The following is a 17,596-nucleotide window of genomic DNA, read 5'->3' as shown; positions in this document are numbered from 1 at the left end:
AGGCCGGTCCTGCACCGGCGCACGGATATCAGTCGCTTGTAATGAACCGGATGGAGACTATGACTGCGAGCACCGAGACGTCCAAGTCCCTGAGCGTCGAGACCACGCCGATCCCCGGCTTCCTGCGCATCGATTTGACCGTCCACGGTGACAACCGCGGCTGGTTCAAGGAGAACTGGCAGCGCGAGAAGATGGTCGCGCTGGGTCTGCCGGACTTCGGCCCGGTTCAGAACAACATCTCCTTCAACGACGAGCCCGGGGTGACCCGGGGCATCCACGCCGAGCCCTGGGACAAGTTCGTCTCCGTGGCCACGGGGCGGGTCTTCGGCGCATGGGTGGACCTGCGCGAGGGGCCGAGCTTCGGCACCGTCTACACCACCGAGATCGACCCCTCCGTGGCCGTCTACGTGCCCAGGGGCGTGGGCAACGCCTACCAGACCCTCGAGCCGAACACGGCCTACACCTACCTGGTCAACGACCACTGGTCGCCGTCGGCCCGGTACACCTCCCTCAACCTCGCCGACGAGACCGCCGCGGTGCCGTGGCCCATCCCCCTGGAGCGGGCGATCCTGTCCGACAAGGACCGGGCCCACCCCCGCATGGCGCAGGTCACCCCCTTCCCCGCGGCCGACGCGCCCGGCCGGCGCGTCCTGGTCACGGGCGCGCTCGGCCAGCTCGGCCGCGAGCTCATGGCGCAGCTGCCGCGGGCCGGTTTCACGGCCACCGGCGTGGACCTGCCCGAATTCGACATCTCCGACGCCGCGCAGATGGCGGAGGTGGACTGGTCCGCCTACGACGTCGTCATCAACGCCGCGGCCTGGACGAATGTCGACGGCGCCGAAACTCCCGACGGGCGGCGCCAGAGCTGGAGGGCCAACGCCACCGGGCCGGCGAATCTCGCCCGCGAGTGCGCCGCGCGCGGTCTGACACTCGTCCACATCTCCAGCGAGTACACCTTCGACGGGACCGTCCCGGTCCACACCGAGGATGAGCCGCCGAGCCCGCTGGGCGTCTACGGGCAGTCCAAGGCCGGCGGGGACGCGGCCGTCCAGGCGGCCCCGAGGCACTACCTGGTGCGCACCAGCTGGGTCGTGGGCGACGGCAGGAACTTCGCGCGGACCATGGCCTCGCTGGCCGGGCGCGGCGTCGCCCCGAAGGTCGTGGCGGACCAGACGGGGCGCCTGACCTTCACCGCGGACCTGGCCGCCGGGATCATCCACCTGCTGACGACGCGGGCCGAGTTCGGCACCTACAACCTCTCGGGCGAGGGTCCGGTGGTCTCCTGGTGCGACGTCGCCAAGCGCGTCTACGAGCTCGTGGGGCACAGCCCGGACGAGGTGACGCCGGTCACCACCGAGGAGTACTACGCCGGACAGGAGGGCATCGCCCCGCGCCCGCTCAGCAGCGCCCTGGACCTGAGCAAGATCGAGTCCGCCGGTTTCGTTCCCGGTGACTCCATGGAGCGACTGGATGCCTACGTTCCCACGATCCTGTGAGAACGTCGATGGACATGAATGGGCGCTCCACCAGTAGTACGGTGGCGCAGACGGGACGCAGCCGTTGGATCGGTCGAGTCAGGCGCTTCCATCGGGGGCGAGCGGCCTGCGTCGTGCTGGTCTTTGCGGTGCTGATCGTCGGAGCGGCTTGGGTGGTGTCCTCACCCGTCGCCGGCTCTCCGGATGACGACTACCACCTCGGGAGCATCTGGTGCCCCCGGCCCGTGGCCTCCTCGGGGTGTCAGACGCGCGTCGTCGACGGCGTGACCGAGGTCATGGTTCCGGAAGCCGTCGGTCGCCCCGTGTGCTATGCCTTTGTATTTGATCGCTCCGCGGCCTGCAGACTTTCCCTGTCAGACGATAGGAGTTCGTACTCGAGGCGTTACGATGACGGCAATTATCCTACCGGATACTATCGGTTCCACCACCTTCTGGTGGGGCACGACGTGGAGCGGTCGGTGCTCATCATGCGCGGCGTCAATGTGCTCATCGCAGTAGCGCTTCTGGGGGCTATCGCTTATTTTATGCCGGTGCGCCTGCGAGAAGGGGTCGCTATGGCGCTGCTGGCGTCCTGGATTCCGATGGGGATCTACTTCGTAGCCTCCAACAATCCCAGTTCGTGGGCGATAACAGGCGTATTCGCCTATGCTCTGGGATTGTACGCCTCGGTTCGGTCCGAGGGCGGGCGGCAGTGGGTTCTTCTCGGCCTCGGACTGCTCGGCGCCGTGCTCGCCTTCGCTTCGCGGGCGGATTCCAGTTTCTATGTGTTCGTCGTCTCTCTCGCGGTGCTCGCAGGAGTCCGATGGCGTCGTGGATTGATTCCCCATGCGGTTGTCGCCGCCGCTGCGAGCGTCGTGGGAATCATCAACATGTCGGGTCTCGGGCAGACTTCCGCATTGGGCGGGGCGCCGGATGAAGGTATTCCGTGGCGCACACGGCTGTACCGCAATCTCATGGAGATTCCCGGCTACTTCGCAGGCTTCTACGGACAGGGGCGGGGACGGGGGATGGGCTGGCTCGACATCCCGCTCGACGGACCCGCTGCGGTGCTCGCCGTGGGGCTGGCCGGCGCCGCCGTCTTCGCCGGTGCGCGTGCGATGAGCTGGCGACGGGCGGCGTCGATGACGATCATGCTCGGCGCAATGGCGGGTATTCCAGTGGTCATCGGCATGACGGGATCCTTCCGCGTATGGGAGTACCAGTCCCGTTACGTACTCCCGCTGCTGGCCGTGACCTTTCTGGTCTGGTTGGTCATCGACGATCGCCGCACCCTGCTCTCCCGGGGGCAGACGGTGCTGTTCGTCCTTCTGTCCACAACGGTCCACGCCATTGCGCTGCACACGTTGATTCAACGTTATGTCAGTGCGATCGGGGCTGATCCCGGCGACCGGATTTTCAGCCTCAATGCGCGCGTGACGTGGTGGTGGAGCATCCCCATCAGTCCGATGGGGGTTTGGCTGGTGGGAGTGCTGGCCTACCTCGGCGCGGTTTCTACGACAATGTGTCTCGCCCGCCGCCGGACGGACGGGCCGGGCAATGCCATCCGTAATCCCGTTGTTCCTCCGAAGGCGCATCGGGAGACAGATTCTACCATCGGGGTCGCGGTCTCGAATTGACCCGGCCTCCAATATTCCGCGCTCACAGAAGGGAGCCCGATGCCGGAGCGATCGGACGCCATGCTCATCGTCATCCCCGCGTGGAACGAGGAGGCGGTCCTGGAGGCGGTGCTCCACGAGGTCGGTGAGGTCCTGGGCGGGGGCGCCGACGTCCTGGTCGTCTCCGACGGGTCCACCGACTCGACCGCGCAGATCGCCAGACGCGCCGGGGTCATGGTGCTGGACCTGCCCCTCAACCTCGGCGTCGGCGGGGCCATGCGGGCGGGCTATCTCTACGCCCAGCGCCGCGGCTACGACTGGGTGGTCCAGCTCGACGCGGACGGGCAGCACGATCCGCGCGAGATCAAGGACCTGCGCGCCCGGGCGCGCGAGACCGGGGCGGACCTGGTCATCGGGGCGCGCTTCGCGGGCAAGGGGGACTACGAGGTGCACGGCCCCCGGCAGTGGGCCATGAAGGTGCTCTCCCTCATCCTGTCCCGGATCTGCCGGACCACCCTGACGGATACGACCTCCGGGTTCAAGCTGTGCGGCCGCCGGGCGATCCGCCTGTTCTCCCGGGAGTACCCGGCCGAGTACCTGGGCGACACGATCGAGGCGCTCGTCATCGCCAGCCGCAATGGCCTGGTCGTGCGGCAGGCCGCCGTGGAGATGAGGCCCCGCGCCGGCGGCGCGCCCTCCCACAACCCCCTCAAGGCGGCGAGGTTCCTGCTGCGCGCCTTCCTCGCGCTCGGGATCGCGGCCACCCGCCCGGGGCGGAAAGACATCTCGGCGCCGCAGAAGGCGGACTCATGACCTCCACGTACTGGCTCGGAGTCCTGTTCGCCGGCGTCGTGCTGGTGGCGATCTTCCTGCGCATGCGCAACTCCGGGATGAAGGAGCACTACGCGACGTGGTGGATCGTCATCGCCGTCGGCTCCATCCTGGGTTCCATCTTCCCCCGCGCGCTCAAGGCGGTCTCGACGGCGCTGGGGGTCCAGGTGCCCCTCAACCTGGCCTTCTTCGTCGCCGGGATCGCGCTGCTGCTGCTGTCCCTGCGCTTCAGCGTGGATCTGTCCCAGTCGTCGGAGGACCGGCGCAGGCTCACGGAGGAGATCGCGATCCTACGGGCCGAGGTCGAGGCGCTGCAGGCGCGGGCGGGCGGATCGCCGTCGTCCGATCCCGGGAGTCCCGGGGCCGGTGAGGAGGACGCGAGTAAGGAGGATGGCGAGGACACCGGGAACGACGGCGGTCGGTGAATCCCGGACGGGGCGCGCCTCAGGCTCGCGCCCTCTGGTGCGCCTCGACGACCTCCTCGACGATCCGGCTGTACTCCCGGGCGCGCACGGGCCAGGTCCACCCGGTGATGAGTTCGGGCGGGGCCAGGGGATCCGGGGCGGAGAGCGCGTCCGAGAGCGTGTCGATGAGGGACTCGGCGGTGCGGTCGGGGCAGATGCGCACGGGCGCACCGGAGTCGCGCAGCAGGCGGGCGCCGGGAACCTCGAAGGTGACCACGCGTCCGGACTCGGCGATCGCCTCCAGCAGCGTCGTCTGGAATCCCTCCGACAAGACGGTGGGGTTGACCAGGGTCGCCCCCCGCAGGGCCCGGCGGACCTCGTCCGGACTGACCCGCCCGCGCACGGCGACCACCCCGTCGAGACCGAGCTCGTCCGCGCGGCGGCGGGCCTTATCGAGTTCGGCGCCATCCCCCAGGAGCTCGCCGTCCACATCCGTCCCCCGGCTGCGCAGGGCGGCCACCGCGTCGAGGAAGACGTCCCAGCCCTTGCCCGCGACCGTCCGCCCCACGAACACGAGGCGGCCGGGGCGCTGCGGGGCCCGGTCCGCATACGCCGACGGGGCGATGGCGTTGTAGAAGACGTCGGCGTCCACGCCGCCCAGCCGCTTGACGAAGGCGGCGGCCTGCGGGGACACGGCCAGGACCCTCTCGGCGCGGCGCAGGACGTAGCGTCCGGCGGTGAGGTCGACGACGCGCGATCCCAGGGCGATGACGGGCGAGGGCGTGGCCACGAACCCGCTGCCGTGCTCGGTGTGGATCACGGGCGTTCCCGCCGCGTGGGCGGCCCGCAGGCCGATGAGGCTCATGGGGAAGAACCGCGTGTGGGTCGAGACCACGTCGATGTCGTGGGCGCGCAGGAAGCGGGTGATGCCGCGGCGGGCCCCCGGTGAGGGGAAGCTGATGACCTCCGCGACGGGCAGGTGGGAGCGCCCCGTGAGGACGCGGACGCCGTCGTCGGTGCGCCGGCCGGGGGAGTCGGAGATGGTCAGGACCCAGACCCGGTGCCCCTGCTCCGCCAGGCCGTGGGCGAGATTGCGGATGTGGGACTCGAGCCCGCCGAGCCGGGGCGGGTAGCTGTTGACGATCATGGCGATCTTCACGGGAGTGCCTTCCTGGTAGCGGCGGGTCTTCACCCCGGGGAGGAGACTGGTCGGCGGGACGGCTCGGCCCTGGGCCCGCGGGCGCCTCAGTCTACGGCAGCCACCACGGGGCGCAGGCGCGAGTAATCGCGGGCGAAGAACCAGCCCATGAGCGCCAGCGCGGACGCGCTCGCGGCGATGCCCACGGCGCTCGGAGCGTTCAGGCCGAAGATCCGGGTGAACGGCCCGGTGATCAGCACCGTGACCCCGGCGGCGACGACCCCGCCCAGGAAGCAGCCGAGGTAGTCGCGCAGTCCGAGCAGGATGTCGTTGGCGAACCAGACGAACGCGGTGATCAGCGACAGGACGAGAGCCGGCTGGATGAGGTAGGTGTACGGGGCGATCTGAGCCCCGAAGAGCAGCGTGAGGAACCACTCGCCGGCGATCCGGAAGGCGATGGCGGCGAGAGCGCCGACGCCGATGAACAGGGCCAGGATCCGTGCGAGCAGCGTGAGGGCCTTGCGCTTCCGGGTGGTCAGAAGCTCGATGAGGCGGCCGAGGATCGGCGTGTAGATGTACGCGGCGCTCGCCTGGATGATGACGGCGGGGACGGCGACCGAGGCGTAGATCCCGAGGGCCTTGGAGCCGAGATGCGTGTCGAGGTATTGGCGGGGCACCAGGGTCACGACGCTGAGCGCGGCGGTGACCATGGCGAGGGGGAAGAGCCTGGCGAAGGTCAGTCCCGCGTCCCTCCAGTCGATCACCGGGCGGATGCTGCCGAACCGCCGCGCGCGGGGGATGTCGTAGGCGACGGCGATCACGAGGGTGATGAGCGTGAGCAGGCTGACCGCTGCCAGGAGCGAGTCGAGAAGAGAGATGCCGACGATGAAGGCGATGAGCCCGCCACCGCCCTGGAGGAGGTAGGAGATGCCGATGTAGTCCATCCGCATGTGCCTCTGCTCCGTCGCGTGGAACCCCTCGAGGAAGGTGGCGATGACCTGCGAGGCGCAGTAGACGGTGATGACGAGGAACAGGCTCAGCTTGCTGGTGACGAGCGTGTAGACCGCGCCGATGATCATCGCCGCCGCGGAGGACAGGACCCTCATGCCGAGATACTGCCGCGCGGTGTGCTCTCCTCGGACGTCGGTGACCTGCACGGTGCGCAGGCGGTACTCGGCGATCGGGACGACGAGGTTGGAGATGGACATGGCGAGCGCGAGAACGCCGGCGGTGTCGAAACCCGACGAGAGGCGGACCGCGGCGATGGTGATGAGCCAGTTGCACATCGTCTTGGTCAAGGAGCCCGTCGAGCTCCAGATGATGTTGGTCCGCAGCGGGAGCTGCTCGGGCTGATCGGAAGACCCGACTGAGGGATCTGGTGGAGTCATCAAAAACCTGACTGGGTAGGGCCTGGTGGGCGCCGACGGTACTGCGGGGACGACGGGTGGTGTTGAGAGTCGAGCCCCGCCCCGGGGCCGGCGCCATCATCCATCACGACCGGCCTGTCGCGCCAGTTCTCGAGGAACGTCCCGGGGCGCGCCACGCCCAGCGTCCATCCCGCGGATCGGCCGCGCCCCGCCACGCCGGCACCCCGAGAACACCGGACATCGGACAATCCGCCTCCGGCCTCGCCGACACCCTGGGGCGAGCGCCGAGAGGAAGACGACACCTCCTCGGCGCTCGCGCCTCCCGGCCACCGGCTACATTCGAACGCACGCCGGCACTTCGACCTCGACGAACGAATGGTGGACCGATGCCCACTTCTCTCACCCAGTCCCAGTTCGACGTCCTCCACGCGCTCGCGCGCGCCGACGAGCCCCTCACCCAGTGCCGGCTCCACGAGGCCACGGGCATGTCCCTGGGAAGCGTCAACGCCGCCGTGCGCGAGCTCGAGGCCCGCGGCTGCGTCGTCGGCCGGCGGCGCATCACGGACGCCGGCCTGGAGGCGACGGAGCCGTACCGCGTGAACAACGCCGTCATCATGGTTGCGAGCCTGTCCGAGCGCTTCGCCCCCATCTCCTACGAGCACCCCAAGGGGACCCTGCGCGTGCGCGGTGAGACCCTCATCGAGTGCCAGATCCGCCAGCTCCACGAGGCGGGCATCACTGACGTCGCCGTGGTGGTGGGCTGCAAGAAGGAGTACTTCTTCCACCTGGCCGAGCAGTTCGGCGCGACCATCGGAGGGCGCGACGCCTGGATCATGCTCGGCCACGCCTACTTCGACCGGGCCTTCTCCGCCGCCTTCACCCGGATCCCGGAGGAGGTCTACGACCTGCCCCGCACCGCCCCCCTGCTGCGGGAGTCGATCTACCTCGACCACGTCAAGGAGCTCGACATGGTCATCCGGCGCTACCCGGCGGGGGTGATCAACGAGTTCGACTCCGTCGACGAGATCAGGGGCTTCGACCCGATGCTCATGGAGAACGTCGACTCGAAGGTGATCGGCATCATCTCCTCGGCCCTGGGCTGCGCCAAGTCTCAGATCCACGACTTCTACCCCCTCAAGCAGGGCATCACCAACCCGTTCTGCCACTTCGCCGTCGACGACCGGGAGTACGTCTACCGGCATCCGGGCATCGGCACCGACAAGATCATCGACCGGCGGGCCGAGACCGCCTCCCTGGAGCTCGTCGGCGAGTGGCTGTTCATCTACTACCGCCACGCCGCGGACCACGTCGATCGTCTGCTGGCCGAGTACGAGTCGGCCGCCCGCGCGACCGCGAAGGGGGCCCGGGCATGAGGTACGGCATCTTCTCCGGAGCCCTGTGGGGCCTGGACACGGTTGTGCTCGGCATGGCCCTGGCACTGGCGCCCTTCCTCGGCGCGGGACAGGCCTCCCTGGCCAGTGCCGCGCTCCACGACGCCGTCTGCGCCCTCATCCTCCTGGTGTACATGACGGTGCGGGGGCGCCTGGGCGACACCCTGGCCGCGATCAGGACGCGCTCGGGCCTGGCCGTCGTGGTCGGGGCCCTGCTCGGCGGACCGGTCGGCATGACCGGCTACCTCATCGCCATCAATAACATCGGCCCCGGGTACACCGCGATCATCTCCACCTTCTACCCCGCCGTGGGGACCCTGCTGGCCCTCCTCCTGCTGGGCGAGCGGATGCGGCCCCGCCAGATCGCCGCCCTCCTGGTCGCCCTGAGCGCCATTGTGCTCATCGGCTGGTCCTCCTCCGCCGAGCAGACGCGCGGCTCCGCGCTCGTGGGCGTGCTCGCGGCGCTCGGCTGCGTCTTCGGCTGGGGCTCGGAGGCCGTCGTCCTGGCCTGGGGCATGAGGGACGACAAGGTGGACAACGAGACCGCCCTGCACATCCGGCAGACCACGTCGGGACTGACCTACCTCGTCGTCGTCGCACCGGTCTCGGGGGCCCTCGGCTTCGCCGCCCGGGCCGTGCCGACCCCCGCCACCGGCGTCATCGCCCTGGCCGCCCTGGCCGGGACCGCCTCCTACCTGTTCTACTACAAGGCGATCGGCACCATCGGGGCCTCCCGGGGCATGGCGCTCAACATCTCCTACTCCGCTTGGGCCGTCGTCTTCGCCCTGATCCTGCTGCGCACCGCGCCGAGCCCGCTCCAGGTGGGGTGCTGCGTCGTCATCCTCACGGGCACGGTGCTCGCGGCGACCCCCCGCTGGGAGGACCTGCGACCACTGCGCGGTCGGAGGCGGGCCGGCGTTGACGGCGGGCTCGGCGCCAGTCCTGACGGCGACGGCGGCGTAACCGCAGCATGACCCGCCTCGACTACGAGTAGTATGCCCGCGATAGGTACGCCTCCGTGCGAAGGACCGCCATGAGTGACTCGCAACAAAAAGATCCTCAGGACACGACCGACCCCGAGCTGCTGAATAAGATCCACGCGGCGCTCCTCATGATTCTCCGGGAGCTGGACGCCGTGTGCGAGCAGCTGGGAATCTCCTACGTCGTGTGCGGCGGGACCGCGATCGGCGCCGCGAGGCACAAGGGATTCATCCCCTGGGACGACGACATCGACGTGTATATGCCTCGTGGGGACTACGAGCGCTTCCTCGCCGAGGCGCCGGCGATCCTGCCGCCCGAGTTCGAGGTCCTCAGTTCGCGGTCGCACCCCGACTACCCCAAAACCTTCGGCATCCTGGGGCTGGTAGGGTCGACCTTCACCCCGAAGGTGGCCAGGAACCGAAAATTCCCCATTCCCATCGGCATCGACCTCTTCCCGCTCGACCCGATCCCCGAGGACCCGTCCGCCTTCTCCCGCCAGGCCCGGTCGACGTGGCTGTGGGGGCGTCTGCTGTTCCTCCACGGGACCCCGACCCCCGAGGTCGATCTGCCCTTCCCCGTCAAGCAGCTCGCCGGCGCCATCATGCACCTGATCCACTGGGGGCTGCGCGCCGCCCGCGTCAAGCCGATCACCCTCGAAAGGCGCTGGGAGCGCGCCGCCCGTCGCTACGAGGGGAGCGGATCGACGAGACTGGGGGACTTCTCGACCCGGGATCCTGCGCACTGGTCGGCCTCACTGGACGAACTGTTCCCCGCCCAGCGCGTCCCCTTCGAGGACACCACCGTCATGACCGCCCGGGACTTCGACACCATCCTGACCCGCCACTACGGCGACTACATGCAGTTGCCGCCGGAGGACCAGCGGGTCAACCACGAGGCGTCGACGGTGATCCTGGGGCCCCACGCCCCCCGGAGCTGATGCCGGGGCCCGTCCGCGGCCCGCGGCGACGGATCCGATCCGCTTCCGCTCAGGCGGCTGTGTGCTGGGGGTGCTTCCTCCTGAAGGCCAGCCCCAGCAGACGCGCAGTATTCCGGGCACCCAGGACGCGGCACGCGATACTCACCGCGCGGGCGGTCGAGTCGCGGCTGAAGCCCGTGACCGGGCCCAGTTGGGAGAGCAGTTCCCGTCGCGCGACGTCGTGCTCCTTGAGCAGTTTCAGCGCGGACGCCTGACCGACCCAGACGATGAACGGGTACGCCAAGAATGCCTTGAGCGCGGCGCAACGATCACCGGGCAGTGTTTCTGCCAGAGTGAGGTTCTCGCGCAGGATCTTCTCCAGATCAATGACCGACGAAGGCGCGAGCCTGTGCGAGGTCTGCGCATAGGGATGCCCCATGCGATACACGTAGAAGCGTTCGTCGAACCAGCCGACGGACGCGCAATGGGCCAGGACCTTGGCGCTCCACTCCGTGTCCTCGTTGCGCATCCCCGTGGGGAAGACGATGCCATGCTCTGCCAGCAGGCGGCGACGCACCACTTTGGTCCACACGGCGCTCGTCGTCATCCCGCTATCGATGATGAGGCGGATCGCATCTCCGACTGGCAACTCGGCGACGCGTCGAGCCAGGGCGGTCGATTCGGTGTCCTGAATCTGCGTGCCGTCGAAGTTCGACCGGCAGCTCATGTGCCACAACAGGTCCACGGGCCGCTCGACCAGAGAGGCGACGACCTTGGCGAGGCACGTCGAGTCCAGCCACCAGTCGTCATTGTCCATGAAGGTGATGTAGTCGCCCTCGGCGATGGCGATACCGGCGTTGCGCGCCGCACTCGTCCCGGCGTTGTCCTGGTGGACGACGCGGAACCGCGGGTCCTGGGCGGCGTACCCGTCACATATCTCGGGAGACCGGTCGGACGAGCCGTCGTCCACGACGATGACTTCCCAGTCATCGTGGGTCTGTCCGATAATGCTTGTCAGGCAGGAGTCCAGAAATTCCTCCGCATTGTACACCGGGATGATAATGCTGATGAAAGTCAATGAAGCCTCACTCTGACGTCAATGGAGCCCTGATCGGCCTAGGGCTGAAGGGGGAAGCCAGCACCCGGAAGCATACGACGGCGCCCGGCCTCCGGCCAGGGGGCGGCAAAGCCTGCGGCCGGTTGCCCGGTGCCCCGGGTTCTCGGCGTGTTGACCGGGAGTGCAACGCGGGCTCCGCGGGGGCGATCCAGTGGCCTGGACATCGCCGGCGCTCCGGGCGCACGCCCGCGGCGGGCGGCGCCGGGGTCCGGTCGCGGCGGCGAGCCTCTTGGGCGGCGCACGAGTACCATGACCGCGTCAAGGCCGTTCACGCGGTGGATCGAGGGGCCCGAGGGGTCCGGCGTCGGTGTGCCGCCGATCGCCGGGCGCATCCGGATGAGCCCTGAGCCACGAAGATCCCGACTCCGCCCGATTGGAAAGAATAATGGTCACCGTCATCACGTACGGCACGTACGATCTCCTGCACCGCGGACACATCAACCTCCTGCGCAACGCGCGCGCCCTGGGGGACCGCCTCATCGTGGGCGTCACCACCGAGGGGTTCGACAAGATGCGGGGCAAGCTCCTCGTGCGCCAGTCCCTCAATGAGCGGGTCGAGGCCGTCAAGGCCACGGGCCTGGCCGACGAGGTGATCATCGAGGAGTACGAGGGGCAGAAGATCGACGACATCAGGCGCTACGGCGTCGACGTCTTCGCCATCGGCGACGACTGGGCGGGCAGGTTCGACTACCTCTCGGAGTTCTGCAAGGTCGTCTACCTGCCGCGGACCCGGGGGATCTCGAGCACCGAGTTGCGCAGCGGCGGCCACGACCTGCGCCTGGGCGTCGTGGGGGACGGGACATCGCTCGACCGCCTCCTGGAGGAGTGCGGCCACGTGGGCGGACTGCGCGTGACGATGTGCCTCGACGCCGACCGGGGGCCGTCCGGGACGGCGGGGAGGGGGGGCGAATCCCCGGTCGAGGAGGCGGCCGACCTCGAGGAGCTCCTCCCGGCCGTGGACGCGGTGTACGCGGTGGTCTCGCCGCGCAAACGTTCACTGGTCGCGAAGAAGGCGCTGGAGCACGGGGTCCACGTGCTGTGCGAGACCCCGGTCGCGTTGGACGCGGGCGACGCGGCCGAACTGCTCGACCTCGCCCGGGACCGGGGCCTGGTCTTCGCCGAGGCGTTGAAGACCGCGTACTCCCTGGCCTTCCAGCGGATGAAGCTCCTGCTCAAGGGCGGGGTCATCGGCGAGGTGAAGAGCGTCGAGGCGACCTGCACGAGCCTGCACGTGCGCCCGAGCTGGTCCGGCGACCGGCGCGAGGGGGCGGGGGCGATGACGGACTGGGGGCCGTACGTGCTGCTGCCCGCCCTGGACATCCTCGGCCACGACCCGGTGGACCTGTCCTTCATCGCCTCGTTCGACGAGGCCTCGCACGTCGACCAGTACACGAAGATCATCATGAGGTACCCGCGCGCCGAGGCGACCCTCAAAGCCGGGGGCGGCGTCAAGGCCGAGGGCGACCTCGTCGTGGCCGGCACCAGGGGGTACGTCTACGCCCCGGCGCCGTGGTGGAAGATGGACTACTTCGAGATCCGCAAGGAGGATCCGCGGGACAACCGCCGCTACTTCTACCAGTTCGAGGGCGACGGCATCCGGGACGAGCTGGCCGATTTCGTCCGCAGGATCCGCAACGAGGCGCGGGAGAGCATCGTCACCGAGGAGCTCACCAGGAAGATCGCGGAGATCATCGAGATCTTCAGGGGCGGCGCGGGCGTCCACACCATCTGAGCCCGCGAGGGCCGACGCCGCCGCTCCCCGCGGTCGGTAGGGTGGTCCGCGTCGGACCGACCCGGTCACCGCCCCGATCGCGGGGCGCGGAGGGCGCTGGTCCCCCATGGAACTGCTGCATAAGGATGCGACAATGATCAATTTCACCGTCGGACCGGTCCAGGCCGACGACTCCATCAGAAGGATCGGCGGCGAGCAGGTCCCATACTTCCGGACCCCGGAATTCTCGGCCGTGATGAAGGAGAACGAGCGGATGTTCCTCGATCTGCTGCACGCTCCCGAGGGCTCTCGCGCCGTCTTCATCACGGGCTCCGGAACGGCCTCGATGGAGGCCTCCATTATGAATGTCCTGTGCGAGGACGACCGGGCCGTCGTCGTCGACGGCGGCAGTTTCGGCAGGCGCTTCTGCGAGTTGTGCGAGTTGTATTCCGTCGACTTCGAGCGCATCTCCCCGGAGTTCGGCAGGGCGCTGACCGACGACGATTTGAAACCATTCGAGGGTGCGCGGGGATTCACGGCCTTCGTCGTCAATATCCACGAGACCTCGACCGGGGTGCTCTACGACCTCGACCTGATCTCCGACTTCTGCAGGCGCAACGGGCTGCTCCTCGTCGTCGATGCGATCAGTTCCTTCCTCGCCGACCCGCTGGACATGGGCGCAGCCGGCATCGACGTCGTCATCGCGGGGTCGCAGAAGGCGCTGGCCTGCCCGCCGGGGATCTCCCTCATCGCCCTGTCCCCGCGGGCCCTGGCGCGCGTGGCGGCCCACCCGAGCAAGTGCATGTACCTCGACCTGAGGAGCGCGCTGGCCAACGGGGACCGCGGGCAGACCCCCTTCACCCCGGCGGTCGGCGTCCTCCTCCAGATCAACCAGAGGCTGCGCGAGATCGAGGAGAGGGGCGGTGTCGAGGCCGAGATCACGAGGACGGGGCTCCTCGCCGGGGACTTCAGGCGCCGGCTGGCGGGACTCCCCTTCGAGATCACCTCCGAGAGCCTGTCGAACGCGGTGACTCCGCTCCACCCGACGACGGCCGGCGCGAAGGACGTCGTCGAGACCCTCAAGACGGATTACGGGATCTGGGTCACCCCCAGCGGAGGCGAGCTCGCGCAGACCCTGCTCCGCGTCGGCCACATCGGGGCCCTCACGGTGGACGACAACCGGACCCTCATCGACGCCCTGGTCGACATGAGGTCCCGCGACCTGATCTGAGGCGCGCCGGCCGCCCGCCCTCCGCCCGGCCGTCCGCCGCTCAGCGCCGCTCGCGGGCCAGGATGTCGAGCAGGTACTGCCCGTAGCCGGACTTGACCAGGGGCTCGGCGCGCTCGCGCAGGCCGTCGTCGTCGATGAAGCCCATGCGCCAGGCGATCTCCTCGGGGCAGCCGATGTTGAGGCCCTGGCGGTACTGGATGGTGCGGATGAAGCTCGTGGCGTTCGCCAGGGAGTCGAAGGTCCCCGTGTCCAGCCAGGCCGTGCCGCGGGGCAGGACCTCGACCGTCAGGCGCCCGGCCTCCAGGTAGGCGCGGTTGATGTCGGTGATCTCGTACTCCCCGCGCGCCGAGGGCTTGAGGCCGCGCGCGATCCCGACCACGTCGTTGTCGTAGAAGTACAGGCCCGGCACCGCGTAGTCGGACTTGGGGCGGGCGGGCTTCTCCTCGATGGACACGGCCTTGAAGTCCTCGTCGAACTCGACGACTCCGTAGTCGCTCGGGTTGGCCACCCGGTAGGCGTAGACGACGCCGCCGTCGGGGTTGGTGTGGCGCCGCAGCCGGGTGCCCATGCCGGGGCCGTAGAAGATGTTGTCGCCGAGCACGAGGGCCGCGCTCTGCCCGCCGATGAAGTCGGCTCCGAGCACGAAGGCCTGGGCCAGGCCGTTGGGGACCTCCTGGACGGTGTAGGACAGGTCGACGCCGAGCCGGGAGCCGTCGCCCAGCAGCCGGTGGAAGCTCTCGGCGTCGTGCGGGGTGGTGATGACCAGCACGTCCTGGATGCCCGCGAGCATGAGCGTGCTCAGCGGGTAGTAGATCATCGGCTTGTCGTAGACCGGGACGAGCTGCTTGGAGGTGCCCAGGGTGATCGGGTTGAGTCGCGTGCCGGACCCGCCGGCCAGGATGATGCCTCGCATGGGCACAGTCTGACGCATGGGCGGCGCTTCGGCCCAATGGCACAGCCGGTGCGTCCGCCCCGCGCGTCCACCCGCCCCGCGGGGCGCGGGCGGCCGGGATCGCCCGCTCGTCCTCCGCCTCGACGCCGCTCGGCGCTCCAAGCTCGACGAGGTCGCCCGACTGCGGCGCACCACCGCCTCCCAGGTCGTCCGGGAGCTGATCGACTCCCTGTGACACCGGTCTTCGCGGAGTGCGGACCCGATCCGCGCTACCCTGCCGCATGTTCGACCCCGCACCCGACCCCGGAGGACCGCTTCGCCATGGAACGACTCGACGGCGCACGGCAGTCCTACGACTGGGGCTCGACGACGGCCATCCCCGAGATGCTGGGCCTGGAGCCCGACGGCGCCCCGTGGGCCGAGCAGTGGTACGGCGCCCACCCCGCCGGGCCCACCCGCCTGGCGGACGGGCGCACGCTGGCCGCGCTGCTCGCCTCCGACCCCGACCGGTTCCTGGGCGAGGACATCATGCGCCGCTTCGGCCCCCAGCTGCCCTTCCTCCTCAAGATCATCGCCCCCGACCGGGCCCTGTCCCTCCAGGTGCACCCCTCCCTGGAGCAGGCGGTGCGGGGATTCGAGCGGGAGAACGCCGCGGACGTCGCCCCGGACTCCCCGGTGCGCAGCTTCAAGGACTCCAACCACAAGCCCGAGATGGTCCTGGCGCTGACCCGCTTCGAGGCAGTCGCCGGCTTCCGGGCCCCGCGCCGGGCCGCCGAGGTCCTCGGGGGGCTGGACAGCCCGCCGGCCCGGCGCATGCGGCGCACCCTGCGGCTCAACCCCACGCGGTTCGGCATCCGGCAGGCCTTCACCGAGCTCGTCTCCGCCGACACCCGGCCGGAGGCCTCCGAGATGGCCGAGCTCGTCGCCGAGATCTCCCGGCGCCTGGCCGAGGGGCGCTCACCGTCGCGGCGGGTCGACGCCAACGTCGTCGAGATGGCGCGGGCCTTCCCCCACGACCCGGGGATCGCCGCGGCCCTCCTGCTCAACCCCGTCACCCTCAGGCGCGGCGAGGCGCTGTTCGTGCCCGCCGGGTCCGTCCACGCCTACATCAGCGGCCTGGGGGTGGAGATCATGGCCTCCTCCGACAACGTCCTGAGGGCCGGGCTGACCACCAAGCACGTCGACGTGCCCGCCATGCTCGCCTGCGTCGACTACGTCGCCGCCCCGCCCGTGCGGCCCGCGCCGGAGTACCTGTCCCGCGCCACCCGCGCCTACTACGCCCCCGTGGACGACTTCGAGCTGCTGGTGACCACCGTCGTCCCCCAGGACGGGCGCGTGCCCGTGCCCGGGCGGGGTCCGCGGATCCTCCTGGGCCTGGAGGGGACGACGACGGTGACCACGCCCGCGGGCAGCGCCGAGCTGACCCGCGGGCGGGCCCTGTTCGTGGGGGCCGACGAGCGCACCCTCGCCGTCGAGGGGGAGGGGGAGTTCGCCCAGGCCGACGTGCCCTGAGCCGCGCCCCGGCGCCGGCTTCGAGCCGGGAGCCGCCCCGGCGGCGGCCGGCGCTCCCCGAGCCGGGCGGCGGCGCGCCCGCCGCCGTCAGCCAGGGTTCCCGGCGGCCGCCGCGACCGGCTGCGGCGAGAGCGCGACCGCGCCCTCCTGGCGGGCGGCGGTGCGCGCGAGCGAATCCGGCGCCGCGGCGTCGAGCAGCACCGCCGTCGCCCTGCCCGCCCACGCCGCCAGGACCGCCCGCACGGCCCCGGCGGCGTCGGGGGCGCGCACGAGGACGGCCCGGGCGTCCGGCGCCGCCGAGACCGCCGCGTCCGCCAGTTCGCCGCGCCCGATGTCCACCGCGCCCCCGCCGGTCACGAGCGTCAGCGCCGTCCGCTCCGCCCCGGTGCGCACGGGCGCGAACGCGTCCGGGTGGGGCATGACGTCGGCGACGCCGTCGAGCACGAGCGGGGGCAGCGCCCCGTCCCAGCCCGTGGCCAGCGAGGCCCGGGGCACCAGGACCTGGACCCCGGCGCGCGGGGCCAGCGCCTCCGGCCGGTCGGCGACGCTCGCGTCGGGCTCGTGCGTCCCGGCGGCGCCGAGCAGCGCCGCCGGACCCATGAGGACCCGCCCGCCGGTCAGCCACGTCCCCAGGCACCAGGTCAGGGCCCGCCACCCCGGCTCCAGGGCCACGTGCACGCGGGGCCGCCCGCCCGCCTCCGCGCTCAGCAGGCCCGCGGTCTTGGCGGCCCACATGCTCAGCACGTGGCCGGTGAGCTCGATGCGCTCGTCGGGGGAGTACCACACGAGCCAGGGGCGGTCGGCGTCGGCGGCGGTGGGGAGGATGCCGAGCAGCGGGTCGCCCTCGGGGCGCGAGATGCCGCCGGAACGGGAGATGCTGGAGGAACTGTCGGAATGAGAGGTATTGAAGGTGCTGTCGGGATGGAAGATGCCATCGTGGCGAGAGGTGTTCTTGGGCTCGGTCGAGGGATCTGCGGAGTCGGGGAACGGGGTCATGAAGACATTGAAGCAGGA

General features: G+C 70.1%; 15 protein-coding genes and 1 pseudogene. 11 read left to right on the top strand and 5 right to left on the bottom strand.

Translation table 11 applies throughout. From position 1 onward, the window contains the following. Positions 1–59 precede the first annotated feature (59 nt). Genes G446_RS0101785 through G446_RS15365 form a run of 4 tightly spaced genes read left to right on the top strand, consistent with a single transcriptional unit; the run spans position 60 to position 4,347 of the window. Positions 60–1,496: a sugar nucleotide-binding protein gene (locus tag G446_RS0101785; RefSeq protein WP_026408838.1), complete on the top strand. Its 1,437-nt coding sequence runs from the start codon at positions 60–62 to the stop codon at positions 1,494–1,496. 8 nt (positions 1,497–1,504) lie between these two features. Next, positions 1,505–3,112: a DUF2142 domain-containing protein gene (locus G446_RS15370; protein WP_156916474.1), complete on the top strand. Its 1,608-nt coding sequence runs from the start codon at positions 1,505–1,507 to the stop codon at positions 3,110–3,112. Between the two features lie 39 nt (positions 3,113–3,151). Next, the gene (locus G446_RS0101775; protein ID WP_026408837.1) at positions 3,152–3,904 is read left to right on the top strand and encodes a glycosyltransferase family 2 protein; all 753 of its coding nucleotides are present in this window, start codon (positions 3,152–3,154) and stop codon (positions 3,902–3,904) included. Then, entirely contained in the window at positions 3,901–4,347 is a 447-nt protein-coding gene (locus G446_RS15365; protein WP_051285554.1) for a DUF2304 domain-containing protein, read from the top strand. The genes G446_RS0101775 and G446_RS15365 overlap by 4 nt, the downstream gene beginning before the upstream one ends. Positions 4,348–4,366: 19 nt before the next feature. Here G446_RS15365 and G446_RS0101765 read toward each other — a convergent pair whose 3' ends face one another. Together G446_RS0101765 and G446_RS0101760 are read right to left on the bottom strand one after the other, a co-directional pair. Continuing rightward, positions 4,367–5,485, bottom strand: coding sequence for a glycosyltransferase family 4 protein (locus G446_RS0101765; protein WP_026408836.1), 1,119 nt, complete (start codon positions 5,483–5,485; stop codon positions 4,367–4,369). An 86-nt stretch (positions 5,486–5,571) separates the two neighbouring features. Then, positions 5,572–6,852 (bottom strand): lipopolysaccharide biosynthesis protein, encoded by a 1,281-nt coding sequence (locus G446_RS0101760; protein WP_156916473.1) that lies wholly within the window; start codon positions 6,850–6,852, stop codon positions 5,572–5,574. 365 nt (positions 6,853–7,217) lie between these two features. Here G446_RS0101760 and G446_RS15360 point away from each other — a divergent pair. From G446_RS15360 to G446_RS0101745, 3 genes and pseudogenes are all read left to right on the top strand, one after another. Continuing rightward, positions 7,218–8,102: pseudogene (locus G446_RS15360) on the top strand (MarR family transcriptional regulator); the annotation flags it as partial. A gap of 98 nt (positions 8,103–8,200) precedes the next feature. Beyond that, entirely contained in the window at positions 8,201–9,196 is a 996-nt protein-coding gene (locus G446_RS15355) for a DMT family transporter (RefSeq protein WP_051285551.1), read from the top strand. 59 nt (positions 9,197–9,255) lie between these two features. Beyond that, positions 9,256–10,140 carry a LicD family protein gene (locus tag G446_RS0101745; protein ID WP_084778839.1) on the top strand — a complete coding sequence of 295 codons (885 nt, stop codon included), beginning with the start codon at positions 9,256–9,258 and terminating at the stop codon, positions 10,138–10,140. A 49-nt stretch (positions 10,141–10,189) separates the two neighbouring features. Here G446_RS0101745 and G446_RS18565 read toward each other — a convergent pair whose 3' ends face one another. Continuing rightward, a complete protein-coding gene (locus G446_RS18565; protein WP_051285549.1) occupies positions 10,190–11,197 on the bottom strand; it encodes a glycosyltransferase family 2 protein in 1,008 nt (335 codons plus the stop codon). Between the two features lie 424 nt (positions 11,198–11,621). On the opposite strand from G446_RS18565, the gene G446_RS0101735 reads away from it, so the two are divergent. After that, positions 11,622–12,968 (top strand): Gfo/Idh/MocA family protein, encoded by a 1,347-nt coding sequence (locus tag G446_RS0101735; protein WP_026408833.1) that lies wholly within the window; start codon positions 11,622–11,624, stop codon positions 12,966–12,968. A gap of 133 nt (positions 12,969–13,101) precedes the next feature. Then, the gene (locus G446_RS0101730) at positions 13,102–14,178 is read left to right on the top strand and encodes a pyridoxal-phosphate-dependent aminotransferase family protein (RefSeq protein ID WP_026408832.1); all 1,077 of its coding nucleotides are present in this window, start codon (positions 13,102–13,104) and stop codon (positions 14,176–14,178) included. 40 nt (positions 14,179–14,218) lie between these two features. Here G446_RS0101730 and rfbA read toward each other — a convergent pair whose 3' ends face one another. Continuing rightward, positions 14,219–15,091 (bottom strand): glucose-1-phosphate thymidylyltransferase RfbA, encoded by an 873-nt coding sequence (gene rfbA / locus G446_RS0101725; protein WP_026408831.1) that lies wholly within the window; start codon positions 15,089–15,091, stop codon positions 14,219–14,221. Positions 15,092–15,107: 16 nt separating this feature from the next. On the opposite strand from rfbA, the gene G446_RS18560 reads away from it, so the two are divergent. Both G446_RS18560 and manA read left to right on the top strand, forming a co-directional pair. Continuing rightward, complete coding sequence (locus tag G446_RS18560; RefSeq protein WP_051285548.1) at positions 15,108–15,305, top strand: hypothetical protein; 198 nt, start codon at positions 15,108–15,110, stop codon at positions 15,303–15,305. 86 nt (positions 15,306–15,391) lie between these two features. After that, positions 15,392–16,582: a mannose-6-phosphate isomerase, class I gene (gene manA, locus G446_RS0101715; protein ID WP_026408830.1), complete on the top strand. Its 1,191-nt coding sequence runs from the start codon at positions 15,392–15,394 to the stop codon at positions 16,580–16,582. A gap of 87 nt (positions 16,583–16,669) precedes the next feature. On the opposite strand, the gene G446_RS15340 is transcribed toward manA, so the two are convergent. Further along, on the bottom strand, positions 16,670–17,578 hold the full coding sequence (locus G446_RS15340; RefSeq protein ID WP_051285547.1) for a TIGR03089 family protein: 909 nt from the start codon (positions 17,576–17,578) through the stop codon (positions 16,670–16,672). Positions 17,579–17,596: the final 18 nt, after the last annotated feature.

Source organism: Actinomyces dentalis DSM 19115 (genome assembly GCF_000429225.1).
GTDB lineage: Bacteria > Actinomycetota > Actinomycetes > Actinomycetales > Actinomycetaceae > Actinomyces > Actinomyces dentalis.
Note: the sequence above shows the minus strand (reverse complement) of the source record. Positions and strands in the feature narration are given on the sequence as shown.